At 43.0% G+C, this 21,344-nt stretch carries 25 protein-coding genes and 1 tRNA gene; 6 read left to right on the forward strand and 20 right to left on the reverse strand.

The window, feature by feature from the left end; all coding sequences use genetic code 11:
* Window positions 1-162: 162 nt before the first annotated feature.
* From OKX56_RS13785 to cax, 6 genes are all read right to left on the reverse strand, one after another.
* A complete protein-coding gene (locus tag OKX56_RS13785) occupies window positions 163-999 on the reverse strand; it encodes a hypothetical protein (RefSeq protein ID WP_019226374.1) in 837 nt (278 codons plus the stop codon).
* Window positions 996-1,406: a hypothetical protein gene (locus OKX56_RS13790; protein WP_019226373.1), complete on the reverse strand. Its 411-nt coding sequence runs from the start codon at window positions 1,404-1,406 to the stop codon at window positions 996-998. Before OKX56_RS13790 ends, OKX56_RS13785 begins: the two co-directional genes overlap by 4 nt.
* Before the next feature lie 207 nt (window positions 1,407-1,613).
* Window positions 1,614-2,585: a D-2-hydroxyacid dehydrogenase gene (locus OKX56_RS13795; protein WP_019226372.1), complete on the reverse strand. Its 972-nt coding sequence runs from the start codon at window positions 2,583-2,585 to the stop codon at window positions 1,614-1,616.
* Between the two features lie 27 nt (window positions 2,586-2,612).
* Window positions 2,613-3,782: a glycerate kinase gene (locus tag OKX56_RS13800; RefSeq protein WP_019226371.1), complete on the reverse strand. Its 1,170-nt coding sequence runs from the start codon at window positions 3,780-3,782 to the stop codon at window positions 2,613-2,615.
* A gap of 41 nt (window positions 3,783-3,823) precedes the next feature.
* The gene (locus OKX56_RS13805) at window positions 3,824-4,399 is read right to left on the reverse strand and encodes a hypothetical protein (RefSeq protein ID WP_019226370.1); all 576 of its coding nucleotides are present in this window, start codon (window positions 4,397-4,399) and stop codon (window positions 3,824-3,826) included.
* Between the two features lie 467 nt (window positions 4,400-4,866).
* Window positions 4,867-6,045, reverse strand: coding sequence for a calcium/proton exchanger (gene cax, locus OKX56_RS13810; protein ID WP_019226369.1), 1,179 nt, complete (start codon window positions 6,043-6,045; stop codon window positions 4,867-4,869).
* Between the two features lie 216 nt (window positions 6,046-6,261).
* On the opposite strand from cax, the gene OKX56_RS13815 reads away from it, so the two are divergent.
* Entirely contained in the window at window positions 6,262-6,840 is a 579-nt protein-coding gene (locus OKX56_RS13815) for a flavodoxin family protein (protein WP_019226368.1), read from the forward strand.
* A gap of 28 nt (window positions 6,841-6,868) precedes the next feature.
* Here OKX56_RS13815 and OKX56_RS13820 read toward each other — a convergent pair whose 3' ends face one another.
* Window positions 6,869-7,927: an acyltransferase family protein gene (locus OKX56_RS13820; RefSeq protein WP_019226367.1), complete on the reverse strand. Its 1,059-nt coding sequence runs from the start codon at window positions 7,925-7,927 to the stop codon at window positions 6,869-6,871.
* A 160-nt stretch (window positions 7,928-8,087) separates the two neighbouring features.
* The gene (gene safA / locus OKX56_RS13825; RefSeq protein ID WP_019226366.1) at window positions 8,088-8,723 is read right to left on the reverse strand and encodes a SafA/ExsA family spore coat assembly protein; all 636 of its coding nucleotides are present in this window, start codon (window positions 8,721-8,723) and stop codon (window positions 8,088-8,090) included.
* A 142-nt stretch (window positions 8,724-8,865) separates the two neighbouring features.
* Here safA and OKX56_RS13830 point away from each other — a divergent pair, with 142 nt between their 5' ends.
* From OKX56_RS13830 to OKX56_RS13845, 4 genes are all read left to right on the forward strand, one after another.
* Window positions 8,866-9,402, forward strand: coding sequence for an epoxyqueuosine reductase QueH (locus OKX56_RS13830; RefSeq protein ID WP_019226365.1), 537 nt, complete (start codon window positions 8,866-8,868; stop codon window positions 9,400-9,402).
* Between the two features lie 288 nt (window positions 9,403-9,690).
* Window positions 9,691-9,831: a hypothetical protein gene (locus OKX56_RS13835; protein ID WP_015043034.1), complete on the forward strand. Its 141-nt coding sequence runs from the start codon at window positions 9,691-9,693 to the stop codon at window positions 9,829-9,831.
* Window positions 9,832-9,878: 47 nt separating this feature from the next.
* Window positions 9,879-10,016, forward strand: coding sequence for a hypothetical protein (locus OKX56_RS13840; protein ID WP_019226364.1), 138 nt, complete (start codon window positions 9,879-9,881; stop codon window positions 10,014-10,016).
* A gap of 210 nt (window positions 10,017-10,226) precedes the next feature.
* Entirely contained in the window at window positions 10,227-10,652 is a 426-nt protein-coding gene (locus OKX56_RS13845; RefSeq protein WP_019226363.1) for a CBS domain-containing protein, read from the forward strand.
* 101 nt (window positions 10,653-10,753) lie between these two features.
* Here OKX56_RS13845 and tatA read toward each other — a convergent pair whose 3' ends face one another.
* The 11 genes from tatA to OKX56_RS13900 all read right to left on the reverse strand — a co-directional run bounded on the left by tatA (window position 10,754) and on the right by OKX56_RS13900 (window position 20,544).
* Complete coding sequence (gene tatA, locus OKX56_RS13850) at window positions 10,754-10,957, reverse strand: twin-arginine translocase TatA/TatE family subunit (protein ID WP_019226362.1); 204 nt, start codon at window positions 10,955-10,957, stop codon at window positions 10,754-10,756.
* A gap of 69 nt (window positions 10,958-11,026) precedes the next feature.
* The gene (locus OKX56_RS13855) at window positions 11,027-11,818 is read right to left on the reverse strand and encodes an SDH family Clp fold serine proteinase (RefSeq protein ID WP_019226361.1); all 792 of its coding nucleotides are present in this window, start codon (window positions 11,816-11,818) and stop codon (window positions 11,027-11,029) included.
* 267 nt (window positions 11,819-12,085) lie between these two features.
* Entirely contained in the window at window positions 12,086-13,054 is a 969-nt protein-coding gene (locus tag OKX56_RS13860; RefSeq protein WP_019226360.1) for a polyprenyl synthetase family protein, read from the reverse strand.
* 3 nt (window positions 13,055-13,057) lie between these two features.
* Window positions 13,058-13,396: a Sec-independent protein translocase subunit TatA/TatB gene (locus tag OKX56_RS13865; protein ID WP_019226359.1), complete on the reverse strand. Its 339-nt coding sequence runs from the start codon at window positions 13,394-13,396 to the stop codon at window positions 13,058-13,060.
* On the reverse strand, window positions 13,393-14,178 hold the full coding sequence (gene tatC / locus OKX56_RS13870; protein WP_019226358.1) for a twin-arginine translocase subunit TatC: 786 nt from the start codon (window positions 14,176-14,178) through the stop codon (window positions 13,393-13,395). Before tatC ends, OKX56_RS13865 begins: the two co-directional genes overlap by 4 nt.
* Before the next feature lie 196 nt (window positions 14,179-14,374).
* Entirely contained in the window at window positions 14,375-15,133 is a 759-nt protein-coding gene (locus tag OKX56_RS13875) for an isoprenoid biosynthesis enzyme family protein (protein WP_019226357.1), read from the reverse strand.
* Window positions 15,134-15,334: 201 nt separating this feature from the next.
* Window positions 15,335-17,407 carry a (Fe-S)-binding protein gene (locus OKX56_RS13880; protein ID WP_176714442.1) on the reverse strand — a complete coding sequence of 691 codons (2,073 nt, stop codon included), beginning with the start codon at window positions 17,405-17,407 and terminating at the stop codon, window positions 15,335-15,337.
* Between the two features lie 69 nt (window positions 17,408-17,476).
* Complete coding sequence (locus OKX56_RS13885) at window positions 17,477-18,673, reverse strand: electron transfer flavoprotein subunit alpha (RefSeq protein WP_019226355.1); 1,197 nt, start codon at window positions 18,671-18,673, stop codon at window positions 17,477-17,479.
* A gap of 14 nt (window positions 18,674-18,687) precedes the next feature.
* Window positions 18,688-19,476, reverse strand: coding sequence for an electron transfer flavoprotein subunit beta/FixA family protein (locus OKX56_RS13890; RefSeq protein ID WP_019226354.1), 789 nt, complete (start codon window positions 19,474-19,476; stop codon window positions 18,688-18,690).
* Between the two features lie 376 nt (window positions 19,477-19,852).
* Window positions 19,853-20,182 carry a toprim domain-containing protein gene (locus tag OKX56_RS13895; protein WP_025205825.1) on the reverse strand — a complete coding sequence of 110 codons (330 nt, stop codon included), beginning with the start codon at window positions 20,180-20,182 and terminating at the stop codon, window positions 19,853-19,855.
* Between the two features lie 230 nt (window positions 20,183-20,412).
* A complete protein-coding gene (locus OKX56_RS13900; RefSeq protein WP_019226352.1) occupies window positions 20,413-20,544 on the reverse strand; it encodes a hypothetical protein in 132 nt (43 codons plus the stop codon).
* Window positions 20,545-20,653: 109 nt separating this feature from the next.
* Here OKX56_RS13900 and OKX56_RS15015 point away from each other — a divergent pair, with 109 nt between their 5' ends.
* Complete coding sequence (locus OKX56_RS15015) at window positions 20,654-20,881, forward strand: DUF3102 domain-containing protein (protein WP_345790490.1); 228 nt, start codon at window positions 20,654-20,656, stop codon at window positions 20,879-20,881.
* Window positions 20,882-21,047: 166 nt separating this feature from the next.
* Here OKX56_RS15015 and OKX56_RS13910 read toward each other — a convergent pair.
* Window positions 21,048-21,124: transfer RNA gene (locus OKX56_RS13910), tRNA-Pro, on the reverse strand.
* Between the last annotated feature and the right edge of the window lie 220 nt (window positions 21,125-21,344).

Raw genomic sequence — 21,344 nt, forward strand, 5'->3', positions numbered from 1 at the left:
ATTTAGTTGCATAACTAAATTATACAGTATTTGCGGGCTCTTTGAGCCCGCTTTTGCTATTTCTCACGCAATAAAAGTAGGGCTATTGCCCACGAACGGTTACGTTCGTTGTGCAACAGCCCCTTTTGATTTGCCAAAAATAAATATCCATTTATAAAAAGATTATAACTCTTTATTTCCCTTTTTCCCTTTTTCGTTATTAGAACCAATTCCTTTCAATGCTTTAACAAACCATGGAGTTGGTACCTTATTAATTTTTGCTGCATATCCGATGACTCTTGTAACATAGATCATCCCTACCCAAAAGACAATCAAATAATGAACATTGGATACGACTTTGGCAGGGAAATATTCAATACTACTTAGCCCGGAAGTCAAGTTGACAAAGTAATTATGGGCAATAACGCCAACCATAATTGCGGCTAAGTTTACACAAAAAGCACATAGTTTGGCCTGTAAGCTATGATCTTTCTCCTTCCCTTCTTTAACTGCTCCAGGTATTAAGCTTATTAATGCGTCAAAAACGGCAAGTCCAATAAACCCACCAATAATACTAAAAATAGGAATACCAGTCCAAGCCGCAAAAGCAGAACCTAGAGCCGCTAGAGAGGCAATTAAGCCGACATGCTGCGTATAAGAACTTTTAATCTCTTCAGCGAAAGATTCAATTGGAGAACAAGCAAGCCATCCCATAATAGCACCACCAATCCTTGATAGAACACTATTATGTTTATTCAATGACTTTGGTTCTTTATACCCTGACCTTATTTCAAAACTTTTTTCATCCGTAAAAATCACTGTATATTCGGCAAATAAAACCTCATGTTTTTCATAAACATCAACATTCGACCCATTAATTCCTGCGCTAAAGGTGAATTCTATATTATTTGGTGAAGTGAAGCTTTTTATAGCAGATATAAAATCCGAATGATTACTCTCAGGGGAAGCTTTAGCTTTTGATATTTTATTAAAGTCTACATCCATTGTGAGCGTATTCATTCTTTTTCTCCCTTTCCCATCGTTATTAATATTCGATATTCGTTGAGTTTCTTCCTCCCTTTACTGACAACAAACTTGTATGATCCGAGTGATTTTATGAGTATCTCGTTAAATACGATCTTTACCGAGATATCTTTTGTTCCTTTTGGTATTTCAATTTTTAACGGCAGTTTGGTGACATACTCATCTTTATCATCTTTTACTGTCATTTCAAGTATGATGTCACCCTCATTTTCTTCAGCGTCTTCCGACTCAAAAACTTGAACCCCAACGACAATATTAAGGGATATTTTTTCAAACAAAGCTTTGATTGTTTTTGTGAAAAGAATGTTTTTGTAAGTTAAGGATTCATTTTCATTAATGACATCTTCACACGCCATAATATATGGAACGTTTACTCTAGCCATACGATGTATCCACCTTAAACTATAGAATATTTTACATATCTTACATAATAAAGGAATTAATTAAGTTTGTCATTAATTTTCCAGTAAAATGTAAAATCTTTTTCCGCTTATCATCTAAAAAAATAACCCGACCAGAGCCGGGCTAAAAATGGGATAGAAAAATGAAACGAAAAAGTTTACATCGTTACTATACAAACGATTACCGGTTCAACTGACCACATTTTCGGGAAACCCTGCCAGAAACTGTTCCAGATTGCGCACAGCCAGATCCATCAGCCGGATTCTTGCCTCCAGCGAGGCCCAGGAAATATGCGGTGTAATGATACAGTTTTTGGCCTGAAGCAGCGGATTATCCACTTGAATCGGTTCTGTCGACACAACATCCAACGCGGCTCCGGCAACCTTTCCGCTGTTCAGGGCCTCGGCTAAATCTTCCTCAACGATTAAAGGTCCTCTTGCATTGTTTACGATCATCACACCGGGTTTCATTTTAGCAATAGTCTGCTTGTTGATGATTCCTTTGGTATTTTCAAACAACGGGCAGTGCAGCATAATTGCGTCGGATTCAGCAAGTAGTGTATCCATATCGGCATATTTCATATCAGGACTTTCCAAGGACGGATCGGGATTACTGTCAACAGCCAGGATCCTCATCCCCAAAGCCTGAGCTATTCTTCCAGTTGCCTGGCCAATTCTGCCGTGACCGATGATTCCCATGGTCTTTCCCGCCAGTTCTATGAGTGGGTAGTTCCAGTAACACCAGTCCGGATTGCCGGACCATTCTCCTCTCCGAACCGATTCGCTGTGCGGCCAGACATGGCAGCACATTTCAAGTAGCAGCGCAATTGCCATCTGAGCGACAAAATTCGTCCCGTAGGCCGGAATATTCGTTACGACAATTCCTCTTTCTTTGGCTGCCTCAACATCGACAATATTATAGCCCGTTGCGAGAACCCCGATAAATTTTAAATCAGGTGCGTTTTCCAGCACTGTTCTGGATAAAGGTGTTTTATTGGTAAAGATAATCTCCGCCCTGTCGATCCTTTCCATGATCAAATCTTCATTGCCGGCATGATAGGCGGTGCGGTCATAGACGGTAAGCTCCCCAAGCCTTTCCAGCCCGCTCCATGATATATCTCCGGGATTAAGCGTATATCCATCCAAAACGACGATCTTCATAGTGTCCTCCCTATACGATTTTGAGCGTTAATGATCTTTTGCGTATGACCCTCCATGCTGGAATGATCGTCCAGCCAGGTACAGACGCAGGATCCTTTCAGCAGCCCTCTCCAGCAGCGCTTCCGCATTCAGGATTGCGTCTGCCAGGCTAACAGGTCCTTCCGTAATGCTAAATACACCGGAATAACCATGTTTGTAAAGCTGTTGGGCATCTTCCGTCAGCCCGCCGGACAAACAGACGACTGGGACTTGATGTTTTACAGCTTTTTCAGCTACGGCCAGCGGCACTTTGCCGAAGAGCGTCTGGTAATCGGTCAAACCCTCACCTGTTATGACTAAATCCGCATCGGTCAGAACTTTGTCCATATCTGCCGCCCTCATTATGAGCTGCGCACCGGGTTGCAGATCCGCCTTCAAAAAAGCAATCAGAGCCGCTCCAACGCCTCCTGCAGCTCCGGCACCGGGTATATCCCGCACCTGAAGGCCGGTGCTTTTCTGAATGATTTCAGCATAATGCCGGAGATTCTTGTCCAATAGGGCAACCATCTTCGGTGTTGCTCCTTTTTGCGGGCCATAGACTGCCGAGGCCCCCTGCGGTCCGCATAGCGGATTGGTCACGTCACATGCAGCCATTATTTCCATATCGTTCAGTCTGGGGTCAAAGCCAGAAAAATCTATATCCGTTATTTCAGTCAGATAGCCGCCTCCAAAACGGATTTCCTGACCATGCCGGTCCAGGAGTCTTACCCCTAAGGCCGTGGCCATTCCGGCTCCTCCGTCATTCGTGCCGCTCCCGCCGATACCCAGAATTAACTTTTTAGCTCCAGTGTCCAAGGCATGCTTTATTAGCTCTCCAACACCATAGGATGTCGTCAGCAGAGGGTTTCTAAGCTTTGCAGGAATTAAATTTAAGCCTGCCGCCGCTGCCAGTTCAATCACAGCTGTTGTTCGGTCTTCTAACAAGCCAAAAAAAGCATCCGTCGTTTCACCCAGAGGCCCTTTTACCCTGGCAGGTATGATCTCACCACCCAAAGCCGCAATTATCGCCTCTACGGTGCCTTCGCCGCCATCAGCCATCGGGATCAATTTTACAGCAATATCCCGTTCAACGTTCCGAATGCCTCTTTCGATTGCCCTGGCAGCGCTTAGCGCGTTCATACTGCCTTTATAAGAGTCAGGTGCGACAACAATTTTCATGATACCCTCCCAAAAAATTCAAGCAAGAAATCCGTCATTCCCTACTTAAAGTTTTCAGCTGCTTCCAAAGGACTGTTTGCGAGAATATCCTCCACTTCCTCGAATCCTTCGGGGAAAGCATAATTGTAACGCGCAGGAAGCGCCAGTACATATCTGGAATTTCGGCCGAGCTCGCTTGGCGGCATTGGTGCCGCACCAACACTGAATTTTTCATTCAGTAAGTCTGTCCATTGATCCAGTGTAAATATCATAATCGGAATATCCTGACGAGGCTGCTCCGAAGTCCATAGTGGATGACGAATCCGAATGAGCTGACCCATTTCAATCACTTGACCGCTTTGCGGACCATCCACAGCAATACCTTCCCATTGCTCAGTTACAATTGAGTAGCCCTTCCAACTGTCCGGCAACGTAAAATCAAAGCCATACACCGTGTTCTGATAGATCACCGGATTATTGTCTTCGTTTGCCTCGTTTGATCCGTTTGAGCCGTTCGTCTGACCTGTCTGGTTTGTTTCCTGATTCGTACCATTCATTTGATCGTTGTTTGCACAGCCAGCCGTCAAAATTCCCAGTCCTAAAGTCAAAATTATTAAATAGAAACCAAACCGTTTCATAGCTACCCCTCCCCTTCCGGAATCAGCTTTATCATAGCATTATTTTATTCCCTGATACAATATCAGACGAGGATGAAATATACGAATCACCTTTAACTCGTTAACGCTTATTGTCAATGTCTGCATTTTTTAATTTTGAATTATTCTTACGATGACACAAGATTCCATTGTGAAAATATATATGGAGTACAAGTTCTTCATGCAGACAAGCCCCAATTAACTGTCAATTAGTCTGCGTGGCACAGTTCCACGATAAGCGGAGCAAGGATTGCGTAGCGCGGCCTTTTGCGTCAAGGAGGACGCAACGGCCGAAAGTGGTATTGTGGCACGCAGACAAGCCCAAAAGGCTTTTAGCACGCCTTAAGCACTTAAGCAATTAAGCAGTATAAGCCCACAAAAAATGAGGGCACATTACGTACCCTCACAGAATCTGCAAACCTAAATCTATAGAATCAAGAAGCTGGATTCTACAAAACAAAGAACGCCACAGCAATAATCAAATATACTGCTAGCAGCTGAACCCCTTCCATCCAGTTTGATTCGCCATCTGTCGCTACCCTGTTGGCAATCAAAACCGAAAAGACAAGGGCTACAAGTTCAAATTCATTAAAAACAATACTCATCGGTGTAAACAGCAAACTCAGGAAAATCAATACAGGCGTAACAAACAAGATGATCTGCAGGCTTGACCCGATTGCAATCTCAACAGCGACATCCATTTTATTTTTCAGTGCCATGACAATCGCCGTGCTGTGTTCAGCAGCATTACCAATGATCGGAATAAGGATAATACCGACGAAAAATTCGCTTAGCCCGATCGCTTCCGACATTGGCTCAACAGCACTGACCAGGAACTCACTCTCCAGTCCGATCAGCACAGTGGCTCCGACCAAAACGGCAATTGCTTTTTTGATGGACCACTTTGGAGAGCTTTCCTGGGAGTGGTCGACCGAATAAATATCTTTGTGCGTGTAAAAAGAAAAGACTAAGCTCAAAATGTAGATGAGAATCATGATGACTGCGACAATGACACTGAGTCCCTCATAACGCGTACTCAGGAGTGCCGGATCCAGCGTATGCATGAAAATAGCCGGAATCGTTAAACCAATAACTGCAAATAACAGCATGCTGGCACTGTTGTCAATAACCTTTTGGTTAAAATGCTGGGACTTGTATTTGATTCCGCCCAAGAGCATGCTGGCACCCAGCACGAGTAAAATATTACCGATGACCGATCCGGCAATGGATGCTTTGACAACCTCAAAAAGACCTGCTTTTAACGCAAAGAAAGAAATAATCAGTTCTGTTGCATTGCCAAACGTTGCATTCAGAAACCCACCTATCTTGGGCCCTGAATAGAAGGAAATTTCCTCTGTCGCTTCGCCCATCAGCGCAGCCAAAGGGATAATGGCCAGTGCTGTCAAGACAAACATCAGGGTTGGTTCCCAGTGCAGAAATTCACCTACAAAAGTGATCGGTACAAATATGAGCATGTAACGTAAAATCTTCACTTTTTTCGTTCCTTTCGAATATGCTAGAATATTATAGTCCCTCCGGGCTGCAGTTCCGCGAATATAAGTTCCAGCCGGTTTTGATTGTACAAGACCCAAAGCGCTAACTGCCATTATATACAAAATGAGATACATTTTCAATTCTTAAACAAAAGTAGTATCAGACAAAGATTCTGAATGTCCCCGCTACCATCAGCATTATAGCTTTAGCGGGTTTCCCCCAGGTACTGATCGTCTCTAAAATCCGCTGCAGGAAACACGACTGTTGATCTTGAATTATTCATTACAATTATATTACATAAAAAGTATCTGAATAATCAAAAAAACACCCAAAATCAGGAGGAACATGCCATGTTGGTTGTTGCACTTAATGGGAGCCCAAAACCCAATGGAAATACGGCTCAAAGTCTTAAAATCGTTCTTCAGGAATTAGAAAAGGAGGGCATTCAGACCGAACTGCTGCAATTAGGCGGAAAACCGATTTTCGGCTGTAAGGTCTGCGGAAAATGCGCTCAAAGCGCAGACAGGAGCTGCCCGGGCCATGACGACGAATTGAATCCGATTCTACAAAGAGTCTTTGAAGCTGACGGCATTCTGATCGGTTCCCCAAGCTATTTCAGCAATATGACCCCCGAAGTCAAAGCCTTTATTGACCGCTGCGGCATCGTTAACGGGGCCAATGGCCGTTTATTGACCAGAAAAGTTGGTGCCACCGTTGTGGCTGCCCGGAGAGCCGGTACAAATTTCGTTTTTTCTTCGATCAATCTATTCTTTGGCATCACCGAAATGATCACCGTAGGTTCCAGCTACTGGAATATGACACTTGCCCATAAACCTGGGAATGTCCAGCAGGATGAGGAAGGCATCCGGACATTTCAGACACTTGGCAAAAATATGGCCTGGCTTCTAAAGAAGATCAATCAGGAATAGTCATAAACAACAATGTTATTGCAGTTTCTCAGATGCTTCTATCCGATCTGCCTGAGATTCCAATACCAATGGCCGGTCTTTTAGGATTTATTCCCAAGGCCAGAAAGCGCAGACCAGGTATCCGCGAAGCAAATTCAAACCACAGCCAAGGGAATAATATTCCGATAATAAGAAAACGCCAAGGACTAATCGTAATAAAACCACCTATCACTGAATTCACAAACAAATGAAGAAACATGATTGCCATCGAGCTTTGGCCCAGGGAACTTAATACCCTTCTGCAAAACGTCCAATTGGCGAGCATCCTGCTTAGGCCGGAGATCAACAGAATTGCAGCCATCGGCACAAGGATGTTCGTACCGAAAAAGTAATACTGACGGTGCTTAAAGTCCAGACCAAACCTCAGGTAATCCTGAAAATAGGCGTATAAGAACAGGACAAGAAAGACTGCTGATAATAAAAGAATGATTTTGTTTAGCTGGGTATTTACCAGCCATTTTTTTTGTTTAAAAAGGAAACCCAGCGCATAGAAAACGATTCCAAAAAAGGCTACATCCATATTCCAGGGAACAAAGAAATCTTGGTGAAAGCGTGACTCCCAGAAGGCAAAAACAAAACATGCTGCGATCACCAGCACGACAAGCCACCTTGGACGAATCTTCCGGATGACGAAGTCAAAGAATATCTGGACAAAGAATAAGCAGGTCACAAACCAGAAGGCTCCGTAAGCGCCTTCCAGCTTGCTTCCGCCCAGAACCAAAGCTGTCCAGTTGATATTGGCCGATTGGCCTTTAAGCGCACTTAAAACGGCCAGGAATACCGTAATCAGAACTATATAGAATACATAAGGGACCAGGAGCTGTTTTGACCGCCGGACGAGATATTGCAATGGTGTCCCAGCCCCGGCAGATCGATACAGATAGCCGCTGATAAAGAAAAACAAAGGCATATGAAAGAAGAACATCAAAAAAGAATACGGATGACCGGCATGTCCCCAGACGACGCTCAGTATTCCGATTCCTTTCATCACATCCAGCCAAATGATCCGGTTATCATTTTCTTCCGCGGTAATTCCCTGCACTGTCATCAAATCATCCTTCAGCTGAATATCGTCCCTTGTCACCGGATATGTAACTGGGACTAACAACAGTACTAGTCTATCACAGTCCTAAACGATGAACCAGCATTTTATTAAAGGCTACCATGTCCGCATTTTTAAGAAAGTACATATCCGACAACAATGCTTATTACAGCGGCTTTATAAACATTTGGGTCCAGTGAATATTGCCTTCACTATCCTTTGCAGCTCCAACACCTATTTCCAGATAGGACGGGCTTAGGATATTACTGCGATGGCCGGCAGAATTCATCCAGCTGTTCATGACTTCCTGCGGTGTTTGCTGACCATAAGCGATATTCTCCGCCGCAGCTGAAAATCTGATGCCAAAAGACTCCATCATTTTAAAAGGAGACCCGTAGGTCGGAGACTCGTGGGCAAAGTATCCTTTGTCGATCATATCTTGTGATTTGTATCTTGCGACCCTGCATACTTCCCAATTTTGTTTCAGCTGCTGCAATCCTTTTTTAGACCGTTCTACATTGACAAGCCGGATTACTTCCGTCTCCAGGGCTTTAATGCTGTCAACATTCGGGATAAAAACCTTCTGTCCGGGGTAGATCAGTCTCAGATTTTGGATTTGCGGGTTGGCCTGGGCTAATTCGCTTAATCCAATTTCATACCGTACTGCAATTTTCCACATACTGTCTCCGGCCTGAACGCTATACTGGGTCGATTGAGCAAAAACTTGTCCAGGGCCACACAACAAAAATAACGACCCTAGAACAGGAATGATAACATTCCGATTGACTATATTTTTTTTCATCAAATTTACCTCCTTCATTGTCCTACAGTTATTTTGAACAACTTTCCCATCTTGCATTCAGGCTGCAGCAGGCCTATAATTTTGCCAGTAAGACTTATTCCCCAGAAATATGTTTTAGCATCATGATTGGGAGGTTGAAACGATGTCCAAAGAAAAGATCTTGATTCATGCCTGCTGCGCCACCTGTGCAGGTTATGTCCTGGAGCAGCTTTCTGCGGATTTTACTCCGGTCATCTACTATTGCAATCCTAACATTCATCCGGAGGAAGAATACGTGCTCCGGAGTAGTGAACTGCAGAAATATGCCGCTGCCCAAAACATATCTTTTTTTGAGGATCCTTATGACCCCCGGCAGTGGCTGGCACAAATGAAAGGTTTGGAGAATGAACCGGAGAAAGGAATCCGCTGTGACCGCTGCTTTGCTCTGAGACTTCAAAAAACGGCCGCGTATGCTTCGAGAAATAATATTAGCATCTTTACAACCACTCTGACCATCAGCCCTCATAAAAGCAGCCAACACATTCTGGAGATAGGTCAAAAGATTGCTGATGAAAACTGCCTCAAATTCCTGGCCAGAAATTTCAAGAAACAGGATGGCTATAAAAAGACGATGGAGATCGCCCGATCCCAAAATTTCTACCGGCAAAAATATTGCGGTTGTGTTTATTCCGTTCGATGAATAACAAAATAACCAAAACTTAACTACTAGATTTTTGTTTATAATCGTTGACTTTAAGGCTTTTCCATGTTAATTTTTTATTGAAGAGTCTCTAGATAATTGATGTCTAGGTATAAAATCTAGCCGCAGTTGTCTTTGGACTTTGCGCAAGAAGCTCCCGGACGCGGGAGCTTCTATTATTTTATTCGATTATTTTTGACTGTTAGAAAATACACCATTGCAAGTACCTTTACATATATTGCATCGAGTACCAATTCATACCAATTATACAGGGGGTGTCTTGCGATTATGGCTTACGAAGGTGCAGTTGCCGGTGGTGTTGTAACAGAAGGCGCAGTTGGTGGTTGTTGCTGTACGCCTAATTTTTGCGGAATTGCTATTGTAACAGTGATTATTCTGCTCTTGATTGCGATGGGTATTTTGTTCTAAGGATCTAAAATCTTATTATTTGATCTGTGTAAAAGAGGTGAAAATAGATGTACAATTATGGATGCTGCTGCAGAACTGCCCCGGTGGCTCCGGTTGCCCCGGTGGCTCCGATATATGGCGGTGCAGGTGTAGGTATTATCGCGATTGCGATTCTTATCCTTATTGCTCTGGGTGTAATCTTCTAAAAAATTGGCAAAACTAATAAAAGAGGGACAAAGGAACGTATCTTTTGTCCCCCTTTTTGATTGAAAATAAATAATACGTCCCTTTGTTCCCCTAAGCCGCGATACTTAATCTACCGTCAAAAAGCTTTTGGAACCGGGAAGGAATTCCATAGTTTCTATTGAATAATTCAAATAAACGGTTATCATAATAAAAGTGTCAGAGGTTTTGCTATGAAAAATATTGCATTTTTTCTTATCCCGAAAAAAGATGTCATCTTTCTTAAAAAAAATGCTACGATGCGTCAGGCGCTTGAACGTATGGAGTACCACGGATATGCAGCAATCCCTCTGGTGGATTCCAAAGGGCATTACGCGGGAACAGTAACGGAGGGGGACCTCCTTTGGAAGCTCAAAAACACCCCTGATCTGACGTTCGGCAACACGGAAAAAATACACCTTGATGAGATTGAACAACGCACCCAGAATGCAGCCGTTTCGATCAATGCTCAGATCAATGATCTCATTTCCAGGGCGATCCAGCAGAATTTTGTTCCCGTGATTGACGATCAGGGAATTTTTATTGGGATCGTCCGACGCCGCGAAATTATCGAATATTGTGCCAAGCTGCTAAATGAAAATAATCTTAGAATCATATAATTCAGGAATAATTTAAGGACGTTGCCGCTCCTTGCCAGCTATAGCAACGCGGTAACGTCCTAAACATTTCTATATGGATCATATGATGGTTAGATGGACTCTTATCCTTCTTTCTTCTCTTCAGACGAATCCTTGGTTCCTTTGACGCTGTCTTCCAGATCATCGGTCGCAGACTTAAACTCTTTAATGCCTTTGCCCATAGCTTTACCCAATTCAGGAAGTTTCCCCGGGCCAAAAATGATCAACACAACGACTAAAACGATGACTAATGTCATGGGAGCAATCATTCCAAAAATAGGTTGCACTTCTGTCACCCTCCTTTTCATATTACTATATCATGAACTCTACAAAAAAACCAATTTCTTTACCCTACATCATCCTATCGTAGAAAGAGAAAAATTACAAGCATTTTCGCCAGAAAACATGGATTGATAGACAAGATATAATTCCCAGATTAATTCCCACAGTTCTCCTGTAGCCTCAGTTACGCAAATGCCCATCTCTTTGGCTTCGGCCCGGCCTATCGGATAACCGTGCGAAAAATAACCGTTTGTAAGGTTTTGCGTGACCGCTTTCACCTTTTCCTTATCATTTTTCAGCATATATTTGGAAAGCAGGGATTCGGCATATTGTCTGGAAGCCTTTAAGGCTTTCTCATAATCCCCAATCAGCCACGGATCAAGTTTATTCAAAACCGAATTGACGATGATCTCAGAGACCTCCGTATTCGAGTTGTTTTCGATGAGTTCTTCAATATATTCGAAGCAGCAGCGCAGGGCCTGCACCGGTATCCAGAAGTCCTTATACAATGGATGCTTGACCAGTGGATCTATCGGTCCCAGCTCGGATATTGGGCCCATCACAACTTCATCCGCTCCCAGAACAATCATTGAAGCTGCTGATTTCGCTGAAAAAGGAACGATGACTGAAAACTCTTCACAAAATTCCCTGATCAGCATGACAACCTTATAGGGTGTATCAACCGCGCCGCCATAGCTGTGCAAGAAGAGGTCAATTTTTTGGGTTTTTCCAATTTTATTCAATTCTTGATACAACGGAACCAGGATTCCATCGTCGAGAGGTGTATAAGAAAAATAGACAATAACTTTGGAATGCCGTATCTTTTCTATTTCTTCCAATAACACTTTCCTTTTTTGGTCATTCAAAAATACACAGCTCCTCACTTAGTAATTCATGTATAATATAGTATTTTTTTCCATACAAATGAGTGTTTGTATCTCTTGAAAAAATAACCAAAGCCGCTGCGGCGGCTCTTAATGTAGTTTGAAGCAAAAAAAGAGCTGCAGTAAACTTCTTCGTTTTGCAGCGTCTCTATCATTATATTATTATAATTTAATTTGATATTTTTTAAGTATCTTGTGAGTCCTAAAATTATCATCTGAAGGTGAGCAGATTTTTCACAACTTCGTACCTTAGTAACTTCGCTCACCCATGTAATTAGCCAACTCGATTAAAGCATCCTTGGCCGGAACATCGGGAAGTTCCTGGAGGTTTGCTTTGGCTTTGTCGATATACTGCTCGACAATTTTTCTTGATTTATCGATTCCGCCTGCCTGGATGATCAGCTGGATTGCCTCAGCTACTTCAGCATCCGTTTTCGTCTTCCGCCCCAAAAGATCCTTTAATCTTTCTTTCTGTGAAGAATCCTTCAATGCAAAAATCATCGGCAGGGTAATGATCCCCTGGCGGATATCTCCTCCGACCGGTTTTCCCAATTCTTTGGGATTTGCAGTTATATCAAGAATATCATCAACAATTTGAAACGCGAGACCAAGGTAATTGCCGTATTTACTCATCAGCCATATCTGCCTCGGATTGGCATTGGATACCTTGGCGCCTAATTTGCAGCATAAACCGATCAGCAGTGCTGTTTTTCGCTGAATACGGTAGAGATACTGCTTCAAGGTTTGCGTTGTATCATAGGAAGACTTAATTTGCTGAATTTCCCCCTGACACATCTCAATACAGACATCAGCCAAGATGCTGGATACCGCGGGATTATCAATCTTCACAATCAGTTCTAGGGCCTTCGCAAGCAGATAGTCCCCTGTTGCCATCGATACGGTATTTCCCCAGCCTGCGGTCAGGGTTGGACGTCCTCGGCGGGTAAGGGATGCATCAACGACATCGTCGTGAATCAATGTTGCCATATGTATAAGTTCCACGGCCATTGTAACAGGAAGAAGCTTCTCAAACCGGTAGTCAAAAAATTTTCCGGCAAGAAGCGTAAAACTCGGACGTAACCTTTTTCCGCCAGCTTGTAGAAGGTAAAGACAAGTTTGCGAAAACATAGGATCATCGACATTAAGAAATTTATCAAGTTCCTTTTCTACTTTTTTAAGATCTGCATTGATTTCTCTAAATAATTTCTGACGTTTCAACTATTATTCACCCGCTTGCATGTCTTTCTGATTCACTTGTTTATCGGGAGACGATTCCTCAATTTCCTGATAGGAAAGAAGCTCTTCATCTTCCGCTATTTTTTTAGACTGAGCCGGTTTATCTTCAGGAGGATGGTCTTTAGGAGGATAGTCTTTAAGAGCATTTTCAATTAGACCGTTGGGAGCACTAAGTGTACTCTTAAATTCTCTGGTGACTTCATCGGTGAATTTCCGTACCTTAAATATCATTTTGCCCAAAGTCCTCGCCACAACGGGCAAATCATCCGGACCAAATAGAATGACAGCGATGACCAATATCAGCGCAATTTCAGTCATACTCATTGGTTCTGTCCCCCTCCCTCTTCGGCTTCGGAAGGCTGAAGTTCTTTTTTCTTTCTCGTAATGAGATAGCCCAACCATATACTTAGTTCATAAAGCATGTATATTGGGCCTGCCATCAGTAGCTGAGTTAAGAGATCCGGTGTCGGGGATACAACTACGGTAAGTATAATAATGGCAAAGAAAGCCCATTTGCGAAATTTGGCAAGCGTTTTTGGAGACAGATGTCCGGTTCTCATCAGGAAAAGCAGCACAACCGGCAGTTGGAATACTGCTCCGAAAGTCCCCATAAACGTTAAAATAAATTTCAGATAAGAGGATTTGGTCACAAAAGGCGTAGAATCTACGGCTCCTCCTCCTGCAAGCAACAGAAACTTCAAACAGACCGGCAAAACAAGATAGTAGGCAAAAGCGGCGCCGGCAATAAAAAGAATAAACGATGAAGCAACGATATAGTAAAGATACTTACGTTCATTTTTTTTGAGACCTGGAAGTATAAAGCTCCAGATCTGCCACAACACAACTGGAAGGGCAATAATGATACCGGTTACTACCGATATTTGCAGCTTTACCATAATCGGCTCCATCGGGGTTGTGGTAATAAAACTTACTCCAGCCATCCCAGTGACAGGCTCTGCCAGAAAACCGTATACATAGTCGCTGAAAATATACCCGATGACCGTTCCGATAGCAATCGCATACAAAGAAATAAGAAGTACTTTTCTTAATTCTTTAACATGTCCCATAAGGCTCATTTCTAAGTTTCTTTTTTTCCTGCGTTGCACTATTTCGCTCCTCCATCAGCTAAATAAGAGCCATTAATTATTCTATCACGATATTTAAAGAATACCAAATATACTTTCTATGTTCTAGAAAACTTTCTTATTCGTGTCAGACAAAAAAAAGCTCAGGTCTGAGATTGATATGTAGAAATGTTTCTCAGTGGCTTGAGAGCTCCAAGATCTTCACGCAGGATATTTATTATTGTAAGACCCCTGTACCGGCTTTTTTGTTTCGCTCGATTTCCGCGTATAGAAATTCCATTAATTCCTGCAAAGGCTTGATCGGTAAATAATCGCGGATTTGAGCCAGGTTCTCTTCTGCTCTACTGAGATTTTCCTGTAATATTGAAGCACAGGCTGGCTCTTCCGAAGCTGCCCAAGCCATCCCTATACAGTACCCAAAGTTCTCCAGTTTATCGATATAAGTTTGGGGAATCCCGGAAAGCTTTGCACTGAGTTTCACAGCCAGCGCCGTCAGAGAAGCTCTTTCATTGCCTAAGATCATGTTATATTCCTGGAAAGGGATACGCTTATTTTTATACCGCCAGCGCATCAGGATGCCTTCATTGATTGTCTTGATTAGTTTGACAAACTGACCGGCATATGGGAATATATCTTCCTGACATACCTTCTTCAGAGTTTGTCCAAACATAAAATCCCCTGTCAGTACAGGAAACTGCCTGGAATGCTCGGACATATCCTCATCAGTAATCAGTTTATGAATATGATGCGCTAAGAAAACATATTGAAAAACGGTTGCAAGGGAAAGAATCGTTTTGCTGATTTTTCCGGTCATACAGCTTACAGACAAAACCAAGGCCGGACTCATATACCTGTCCAGATTATTCATCGGCAGATTCAACAGATCATCAAGCGTTGATGAATTAAACTGCATTTCTTTATTCATTTCTGTTTCAACTGTTTTTAGTTCCGATTCAACGCTATAAACTTCGATCACCTTTGATTCCCCTCCAGAAATCCTAAGTATTCCTCATTGTTCTGTGTTATTTTACATTATTCGTGATTAAAAATAAAAATCCTGCCCTGTCGTTTCTGTCTATTATTCAAGAAACGACATAATTCTATACATAATGTATGTATTGTATCAAGTAAATAGACCTTTAGCAATCCCGAGACTGCCAAAGGTCTATCTTTTTTGTTAGATCATTTTTGCAATGAGTTCGGCCGGATCGACAACGTGAACATTTCGCTCAGGTTTAGCCTTATCTTTGACGCCGTCTTCCAGCATCGTAATGCAGTACGGGCAGTTGGCGCCAATGGCTTGAGGATCTTTGGAAAGTGCTTGTTCTACTCTTAGGTTGTTGATACGGTCACCCAGATTTTCTTCCATCCACATTCTGGATCCACCTGCACCGCAACAAAAGCTCTTGTCATGGTTGCGGTCCATCTCGACGAGCTGAACCCCCGGAATCTTATTGAAGAGTGCTCTTGGTGCATCATATTCCTGCTGGTAGCGTCCGAGATAACAGGAGTCATGATATACAATTCTTTGTTCCGGCAGCCGAACGTCTTTATTCAGTTTCAGCTTACCTTCTCCGATAAGCTGGTTAATGAACTGGGTATGATGAATCACTTCATAATTGCCGCCAAGTTCCGGATACTCATTTTTCAGGGTATTGAAGCAGTGCGGACAGGTAGTGATAATCTTCTTCACGCCATAGTTATTCAGGATGCCTACATTTTCTTTGGCCATGAACTGGAAGAGATATTCGTTGCCGGCACGGCGGGCAAAATCACCGCAGCATTTCTCTTCTCTGCCAAGGATCGCAAAGTTGACGCCGGCAGCTTTAAGAATTTTGGCAGTAGCTACGGAAACCTTCTTCGCGCGGTTGTCGAAAGAACCGGCACAGCCGACCCAGAATAAATACTCCGGATTTTCTGCCGTTTTCATAACCGGAATATCAAGGTCTTTGGCCCAGCCAGCACGCTCACTCCAGCTGACACCCCACGGATTGTATTTGCTTTCAACATTACGGAAAGCGAGCTGCAGCTCAGGTGCATAGTTGTTCTCATTCATCACCTCATACCGCCGCATATCAATGATTTTGTTGACATGTTCATTCGATACCGGGCATAAGGTCTGGCAGGCTGAACAGGTCGTACAGGACCAGAGTTCATCGCGCGTAAAGATATCGCCGATTAAATGCTTTTGAAGTATTTCCGCACACTCACGGTCCTCCTTGGCAATCTTCCTGAAATCTTCATCTGTTAAATGAGCTGTGGATTTAAGACCGAGCTTGGTCATCTCAGCGCCTTTTTCCAAAAGATGATCCTTCAGCTCTCTGCTTAAGAGCTTTTTCGGATTCAGCGGTTTACCGGAGATATTTGCCGGACAGTTATCCATACAACGGCCACATTCTCCGCACGAGAAGCAGTCCAGCAGCTGTTTCCAGGTAAAGTTTTCGATTCTTCCTACACCGTACTCCGTAACCTTTTCGTCTAGCAGATCCATTGCCGGAACCTGACCGCCGGCAGGTTTCAATGTAGCAAAATAGCCATTGAACGGTGAGGCCAACAAATGCATGTGCTTGGAGTTTGGGATATAGACCAGGAACCCGAGAATGATCAGCACATGGGTCCACCAGCAGATCTCAATAATGACACTGAGCGTTTCAGCGCTGTAGCCCTGGTACAGTCCGGCAAACAGATGATAGATGAAGGCCAGGTTATAGGCAGAGTTTGCATCTAAGACAACTTTGGCTCCACTGGTCAGCCACTCGGTGATAATAACCAGGAAGATCAGAATCACGATAATCGCGGCTTCCGGCGTTCGGTAGAGACGTTTGGGCTTAACGATCCATCTTCTGATCACACCGATAATTAAACCGACAAATACAAGTGTCGACAGAATATCTTTAATTAGATAGAAGTAGGGACTCGTTCCGAGCAAAGGAACATGGACGGAGGGGAACAGTCCTTCGACCATAAACGGGATTTCTCCTAAGGCAATGAATATGAATCCCCAGAAAATAAACAAGTGAATATAGCCGTAAAATTCCCTGAGCATTTTGCCCTGCAATAAAACGTTTACGATAAAATTCTTCAAACGTTTGCGCGGGTTATCAAACCTGTTTTCTTTCGCGCCTAAGGTCAAAATACGGATTTTTTTACTTAAGGCGTGAACAAATGCATAAACTGCAAGTCCTGTCAGTACTAAAAATATAATCAGCTTTAAAGAAAGCAATCCTAACACCTTCCTTTTCCTACTCATCCTATTTTATCCGTCAGCCGGATCATCATATCATTAAAGATCGTTCATTATGCCCTTAAAGATCGTTCATTACGCCATTTTTAACGTTTTGATCTTTTGGGTCAGCATCGGCACAATTTGATGAAGATCCCCAACAAGACCATAGGTCGCGATGTTGAAAATGGGAGCTTCGGGATCATTGTTAATTGCAACAACGATTTCGGAGGTATTCATTCCGGCAAGATGCTGAATAGCGCCTGAGATACCACAGGCAATATAAAGTTTCGGGGAAACTGTTTTTCCGGTCTGTCCTACCTGACGGTAATGCGGAACCCATCCTGCGTCAACTGCTGCACGGGATGCACCGGCTACGCCGCCAAGGGCTTCAGCCAGTTCCTCAATCAAACGGTAATTTTCCGGACCGCCTATGCCTCTGCCGCCGGAGACAATAATCTCAGCATCCTGCAGATTGACGGTATGAGATATGCTTTGGATAATATCTAAAATCTTGGTGGTCATATCCGCTTCTTTGACGGAGCTTTCACAGCGGATCACTTCACCTATCCGACTGTAATCGGGCTCATCCATTTTCATGACCTTCGGACGGACCGTGGCCATCTGCGGACGATGATTTGGGCAAAGAATGGTCGCCATAACATTGCCGCCAAATGCAGGCCGGGTCTGTCTTAAAAGCCGCGTTTCCGGATCAATGGAAAGAGCGGTGCAGTCCGCCGTAAGGCCGGTGGTAATCCTGACTGCAATACGTGCTGCAAAATCACGTCCGTTATTGGTCGCGCCAAACAGTAGAATCTCCGGTTTATATTGATTAATAATTTCAACAATCGCTTCCGTATAGGAATCGGTACGATAATCCTTAAATACAGGGCCGTCTACCAGATAGACTTTTTCAGCGCCGTATGCAAAACACTCTTTCGCTAAATCGGCAACATTTTCACCAAGAAGCACGCCGGCCAGCTCCACCTTCAGCTCATCGGCCAACTTGCGGCCTTCGCTAAGCAGCTCGAGTGCTACAGTGTCAATCTTGCCGGTGCGTTGTTCGATGAAGACCCAAACACCTTTGTATTCATCGTTGTTTTTAGGAGCTTTTTTGGCTTTTTTGGTAACTTCTATGGCATTGTTCGGGCAGGCTTTGCCGCAGGCTCCGCAGCCGGTACAATTATCCTTTAATTTTGCGATGCCATCTACGATCTCTATAGCGCCGAAAGGACATCTATCAACACAAGCGCCACAGCCATTACATTGATTTTCTAGGATCTTTACACTCATTTTCCTGCTCCTCCTTATACGATTTCAGCAGCCTGCAGCTTCTTAATCAGCAAATTGCATAATTGTTCATCTGTTTCACCTTTAAGCATTTCACTCTGAATTTTAACTTCAGGCGTGAAGATCTGCATAACCTGGGTGCAGGAGCCGTTTAGTCCGGTCTTTTCGGCAGGTGCGTCAATATCCGCAGCAGACCAGATTGATACCGGCATTCTTGAGGCTTTGATCGAACCTTTAACACTCGGATACCTTGGTTCACCGATTGCTTTATCGACTGCGATGACCGCAGGCAATTGAACCTTGATCACTTCAAATCCGCCTTCAAAGGCGCGTTCAACCACGAGATGATCCTTATGAACTTCTCTGATTTTTTGAACATAGGTTGTTTGGGGAAGATGTAAATGCTCGGCAATACCGGGCCCTACCTGGGCGGTATCTCCGTCAATGGCCATTTTTCCGCAAAAAATGATATCCGGTTTGCCAATCTTTTCAATGGCTCTGGCCAGCGAATAGGAAGTGGCCCAGGTGTCGGCACCTGCAAACGCCCGGTCACTGATCAGCACTGCTTCATCCGCGCCCATCGCCAGACATTTGCGCAGCGCAGATACGGCCTGTGGTGGTCCCATGGTTAGGACGGTTACTTTACCACCGTATTGTTCTTTAATTTTGATAGCAGCTTCAGCCGCATATTCGTCAAACGGATTCACGATACTCGGAACACCGTCACGGATTAACGTGTTTTTAACCGGATCAATCTTTACTTCAGTAGTATCAGGTACTTGTTTAATACAAACAACGATTTCCACTTTCTTCATCCTTTCCTTGCATGGCTTTTTACCTTAATACAAAAAAGCTGTAAGTATTTATAAAAATAATGATTGAGTCCCCCTTCTGACCAAATAATGAATCTTAGTTTATTCTGTCGATAGTTGAATATCAATAGTGAAATTTTTCACAATATTGTTTTTACAAAAATATTGTGAAAATTTAATTAAGGATTAACCCCTTAAAATACCTTAGAAAGAAACAAACATATTTATATATACAAATATATATATTTGTATATACTACTTTATCAAGATAATATCAGAAAGTGAAGAATAACACAAGCGAATTTTGATATTTTTTGGGGATTATTAATATTTTTTGTTACTTTTTTGTTACAAGGCTGGATTTCTCTTATTAAGGTATTTCTTTCACGTCAAAGTGAGCATTTTTCAAAATATCATATATTTCCTCAAGCGGGGTTGATGCCACCTCCCGGTATATTCTTCTGGTATACATATGCCGGGCATTCGGAAAAATATTTTTGATGCTCCGCCTGAGCTTATTTCCCGGCTCGTCCGCATCGACCAGCACATAAATTTCATCATATTTCTCTTCGTCAATGAGCCTTTCAAGGTTCGTTTGATTAATGGTTCCGTACGTACAGATGATTTCGACAGGTTCGTCCAGTACCTTCAGCAGCTGTTCCCTGTCTGTCTTCCCTTCAACAATAATGGCTTTATTCATTTCATCACTTCTTTTATCCAAGATTTGTTTGCCGCCTTCTATCCCATATCCGGTATTCCTAGTCTGTTTATATGTTTCTCTTATTATAAATCATTTATCAATATCATCAATGAATAACAATCATTGGAAATCATAGAATAACAATCATTGGAAATCATAAAAAAATGTTCTAAATAGATCATATACATAAATAATCCGGGTTTCCCCGGATTACGATCGGTATCTTCGTTTCAGGAATGGCTCGGTTTGTCGGCTTGTATCTGTAGGATATTACGTTCCTTTTGAATATCATAATCTGTAAAATGCGGATCACTTACCGTCAGAGACGATTTGGCTCTTGCATTCTTTTTATGTTTTCCCATACCGGCTATCCTTTCATCGTTTGCTGCTTGAATATAGGTGCTTCCTGAATAGCATGCCCTTTCTCTATCCGGACTATGCTTACTTCTCGCTATTGTATGTATTCCCTTCTTGTCTGCCCTAAAGCCTGTATGTTCGAGAAATAATTTTTTCTATTTTCCAAATAACCGTCAGAGTACGGCGGAAAGCCTGATGAAGGTCTTCAGAGAGTACGGGTGCAAGCTGCCCGATGCTTCCGACGGCAACTCAAATTACGCACCAGTGCGCAATTTGACATACACCCAGGCGGTGATCCTCTTAGGAGTCCAGGAAGAAGGACCAGAACAATGCCGGAAATAAAAAAACAGGCTGCAATTAACTTAAACAGCTTGTTTAAAAGAAAAAAATTTACACCCAAAAAGAATCCCATTTAAACGCATAATTTCAAATTGCACTAAAACTTACACTACACGGTCATTTTCGCCTTTCCGGGCAACAAAAAAAGCCCTGATAGGCTTTATTTTACTGGTCGGAGCGACACGACTTGAACGTGCGGCCTCTACCACCCCAAGGTAGCGCTCTACCAAGCTGAGCTACGCCCCGACATCTGTCCCTTGCGAAACACTAATACAATTTATCATACCGAGGTCAAAAAATCAAGCAAAATTCGGCAAAAAACAAACTACAAAAAACAAAACCTCAATTGACTTTGTAAATGCAACCTATACATTACTGGGTGATTGCATTTAAATCTTCAAACAGGATAGTGGCATTAAGTCTTACAATCGAAAGTCTCCTTTTTCTTCACTCCCCCATGGGGGAG

The organism is Dehalobacter sp., from assembly GCF_030063005.1.
Taxonomy (GTDB): domain Bacteria; phylum Bacillota; class Desulfitobacteriia; order Desulfitobacteriales; family Syntrophobotulaceae; genus Dehalobacter; species Dehalobacter restrictus.

Excerpts from the sequence above, each read along its gene's own strand:
- OKX56_RS13830 (WP_019226365.1), top strand. The coding sequence starts at position 8,866 with ATGTCCAAAGAAAAGATCTTGATTCATGCCTGCTGCGCCACCTGTGCA.
- OKX56_RS13895 (WP_025205825.1), bottom strand. The coding sequence starts at position 20,182 with ATGAATAAAGCCATTATTGTTGAAGGGAAGACAGACAGGGAACAGCTG.
- OKX56_RS13805 (WP_019226370.1), bottom strand. The coding sequence starts at position 4,399 with ATGAAACGGTTTGGTTTCTATTTAATAATTTTGACTTTAGGACTGGGA.
- OKX56_RS13790 (WP_019226373.1), bottom strand. The coding sequence starts at position 1,406 with ATGGCTAGAGTAAACGTTCCATATATTATGGCGTGTGAAGATGTCATT.
- OKX56_RS13880 (WP_176714442.1), bottom strand. The coding sequence starts at position 17,407 with ATGAGTAGGAAAAGGAAGGTGTTAGGATTGCTTTCTTTAAAGCTGATT.
- OKX56_RS13800 (WP_019226371.1), bottom strand. The coding sequence starts at position 3,782 with ATGAAAATTGTTGTCGCACCTGACTCTTATAAAGGCAGTATGAACGCG.
- OKX56_RS13820 (WP_019226367.1), bottom strand. The coding sequence starts at position 7,927 with ATGACAGTGCAGGGAATTACCGCGGAAGAAAATGATAACCGGATCATT.
- OKX56_RS13795 (WP_019226372.1), bottom strand. The coding sequence starts at position 2,585 with ATGAAGATCGTCGTTTTGGATGGATATACGCTTAATCCCGGAGATATA.
- OKX56_RS13865 (WP_019226359.1), bottom strand. The coding sequence starts at position 13,396 with ATGAGTATGACTGAAATTGCGCTGATATTGGTCATCGCTGTCATTCTA.
- OKX56_RS13840 (WP_019226364.1), top strand. The coding sequence starts at position 9,879 with ATGTACAATTATGGATGCTGCTGCAGAACTGCCCCGGTGGCTCCGGTT.
- cax (WP_019226369.1), bottom strand. The coding sequence starts at position 6,045 with ATGTATCTCATTTTGTATATAATGGCAGTTAGCGCTTTGGGTCTTGTA.
- OKX56_RS13845 (WP_019226363.1), top strand. The coding sequence starts at position 10,227 with ATGAAAAATATTGCATTTTTTCTTATCCCGAAAAAAGATGTCATCTTT.
- OKX56_RS13785 (WP_019226374.1), bottom strand. The coding sequence starts at position 999 with ATGAATACGCTCACAATGGATGTAGACTTTAATAAAATATCAAAAGCT.
- OKX56_RS13835 (WP_015043034.1), top strand. The coding sequence starts at position 9,691 with ATGGCTTACGAAGGTGCAGTTGCCGGTGGTGTTGTAACAGAAGGCGCA.
- safA (WP_019226366.1), bottom strand. The coding sequence starts at position 8,723 with ATGAAAAAAAATATAGTCAATCGGAATGTTATCATTCCTGTTCTAGGG.
- OKX56_RS13885 (WP_019226355.1), bottom strand. The coding sequence starts at position 18,673 with ATGAGTGTAAAGATCCTAGAAAATCAATGTAATGGCTGTGGCGCTTGT.
- OKX56_RS13900 (WP_019226352.1), bottom strand. The coding sequence starts at position 20,544 with ATGGGAAAACATAAAAAGAATGCAAGAGCCAAATCGTCTCTGACGGTA.
- OKX56_RS13815 (WP_019226368.1), top strand. The coding sequence starts at position 6,262 with ATGTTGGTTGTTGCACTTAATGGGAGCCCAAAACCCAATGGAAATACG.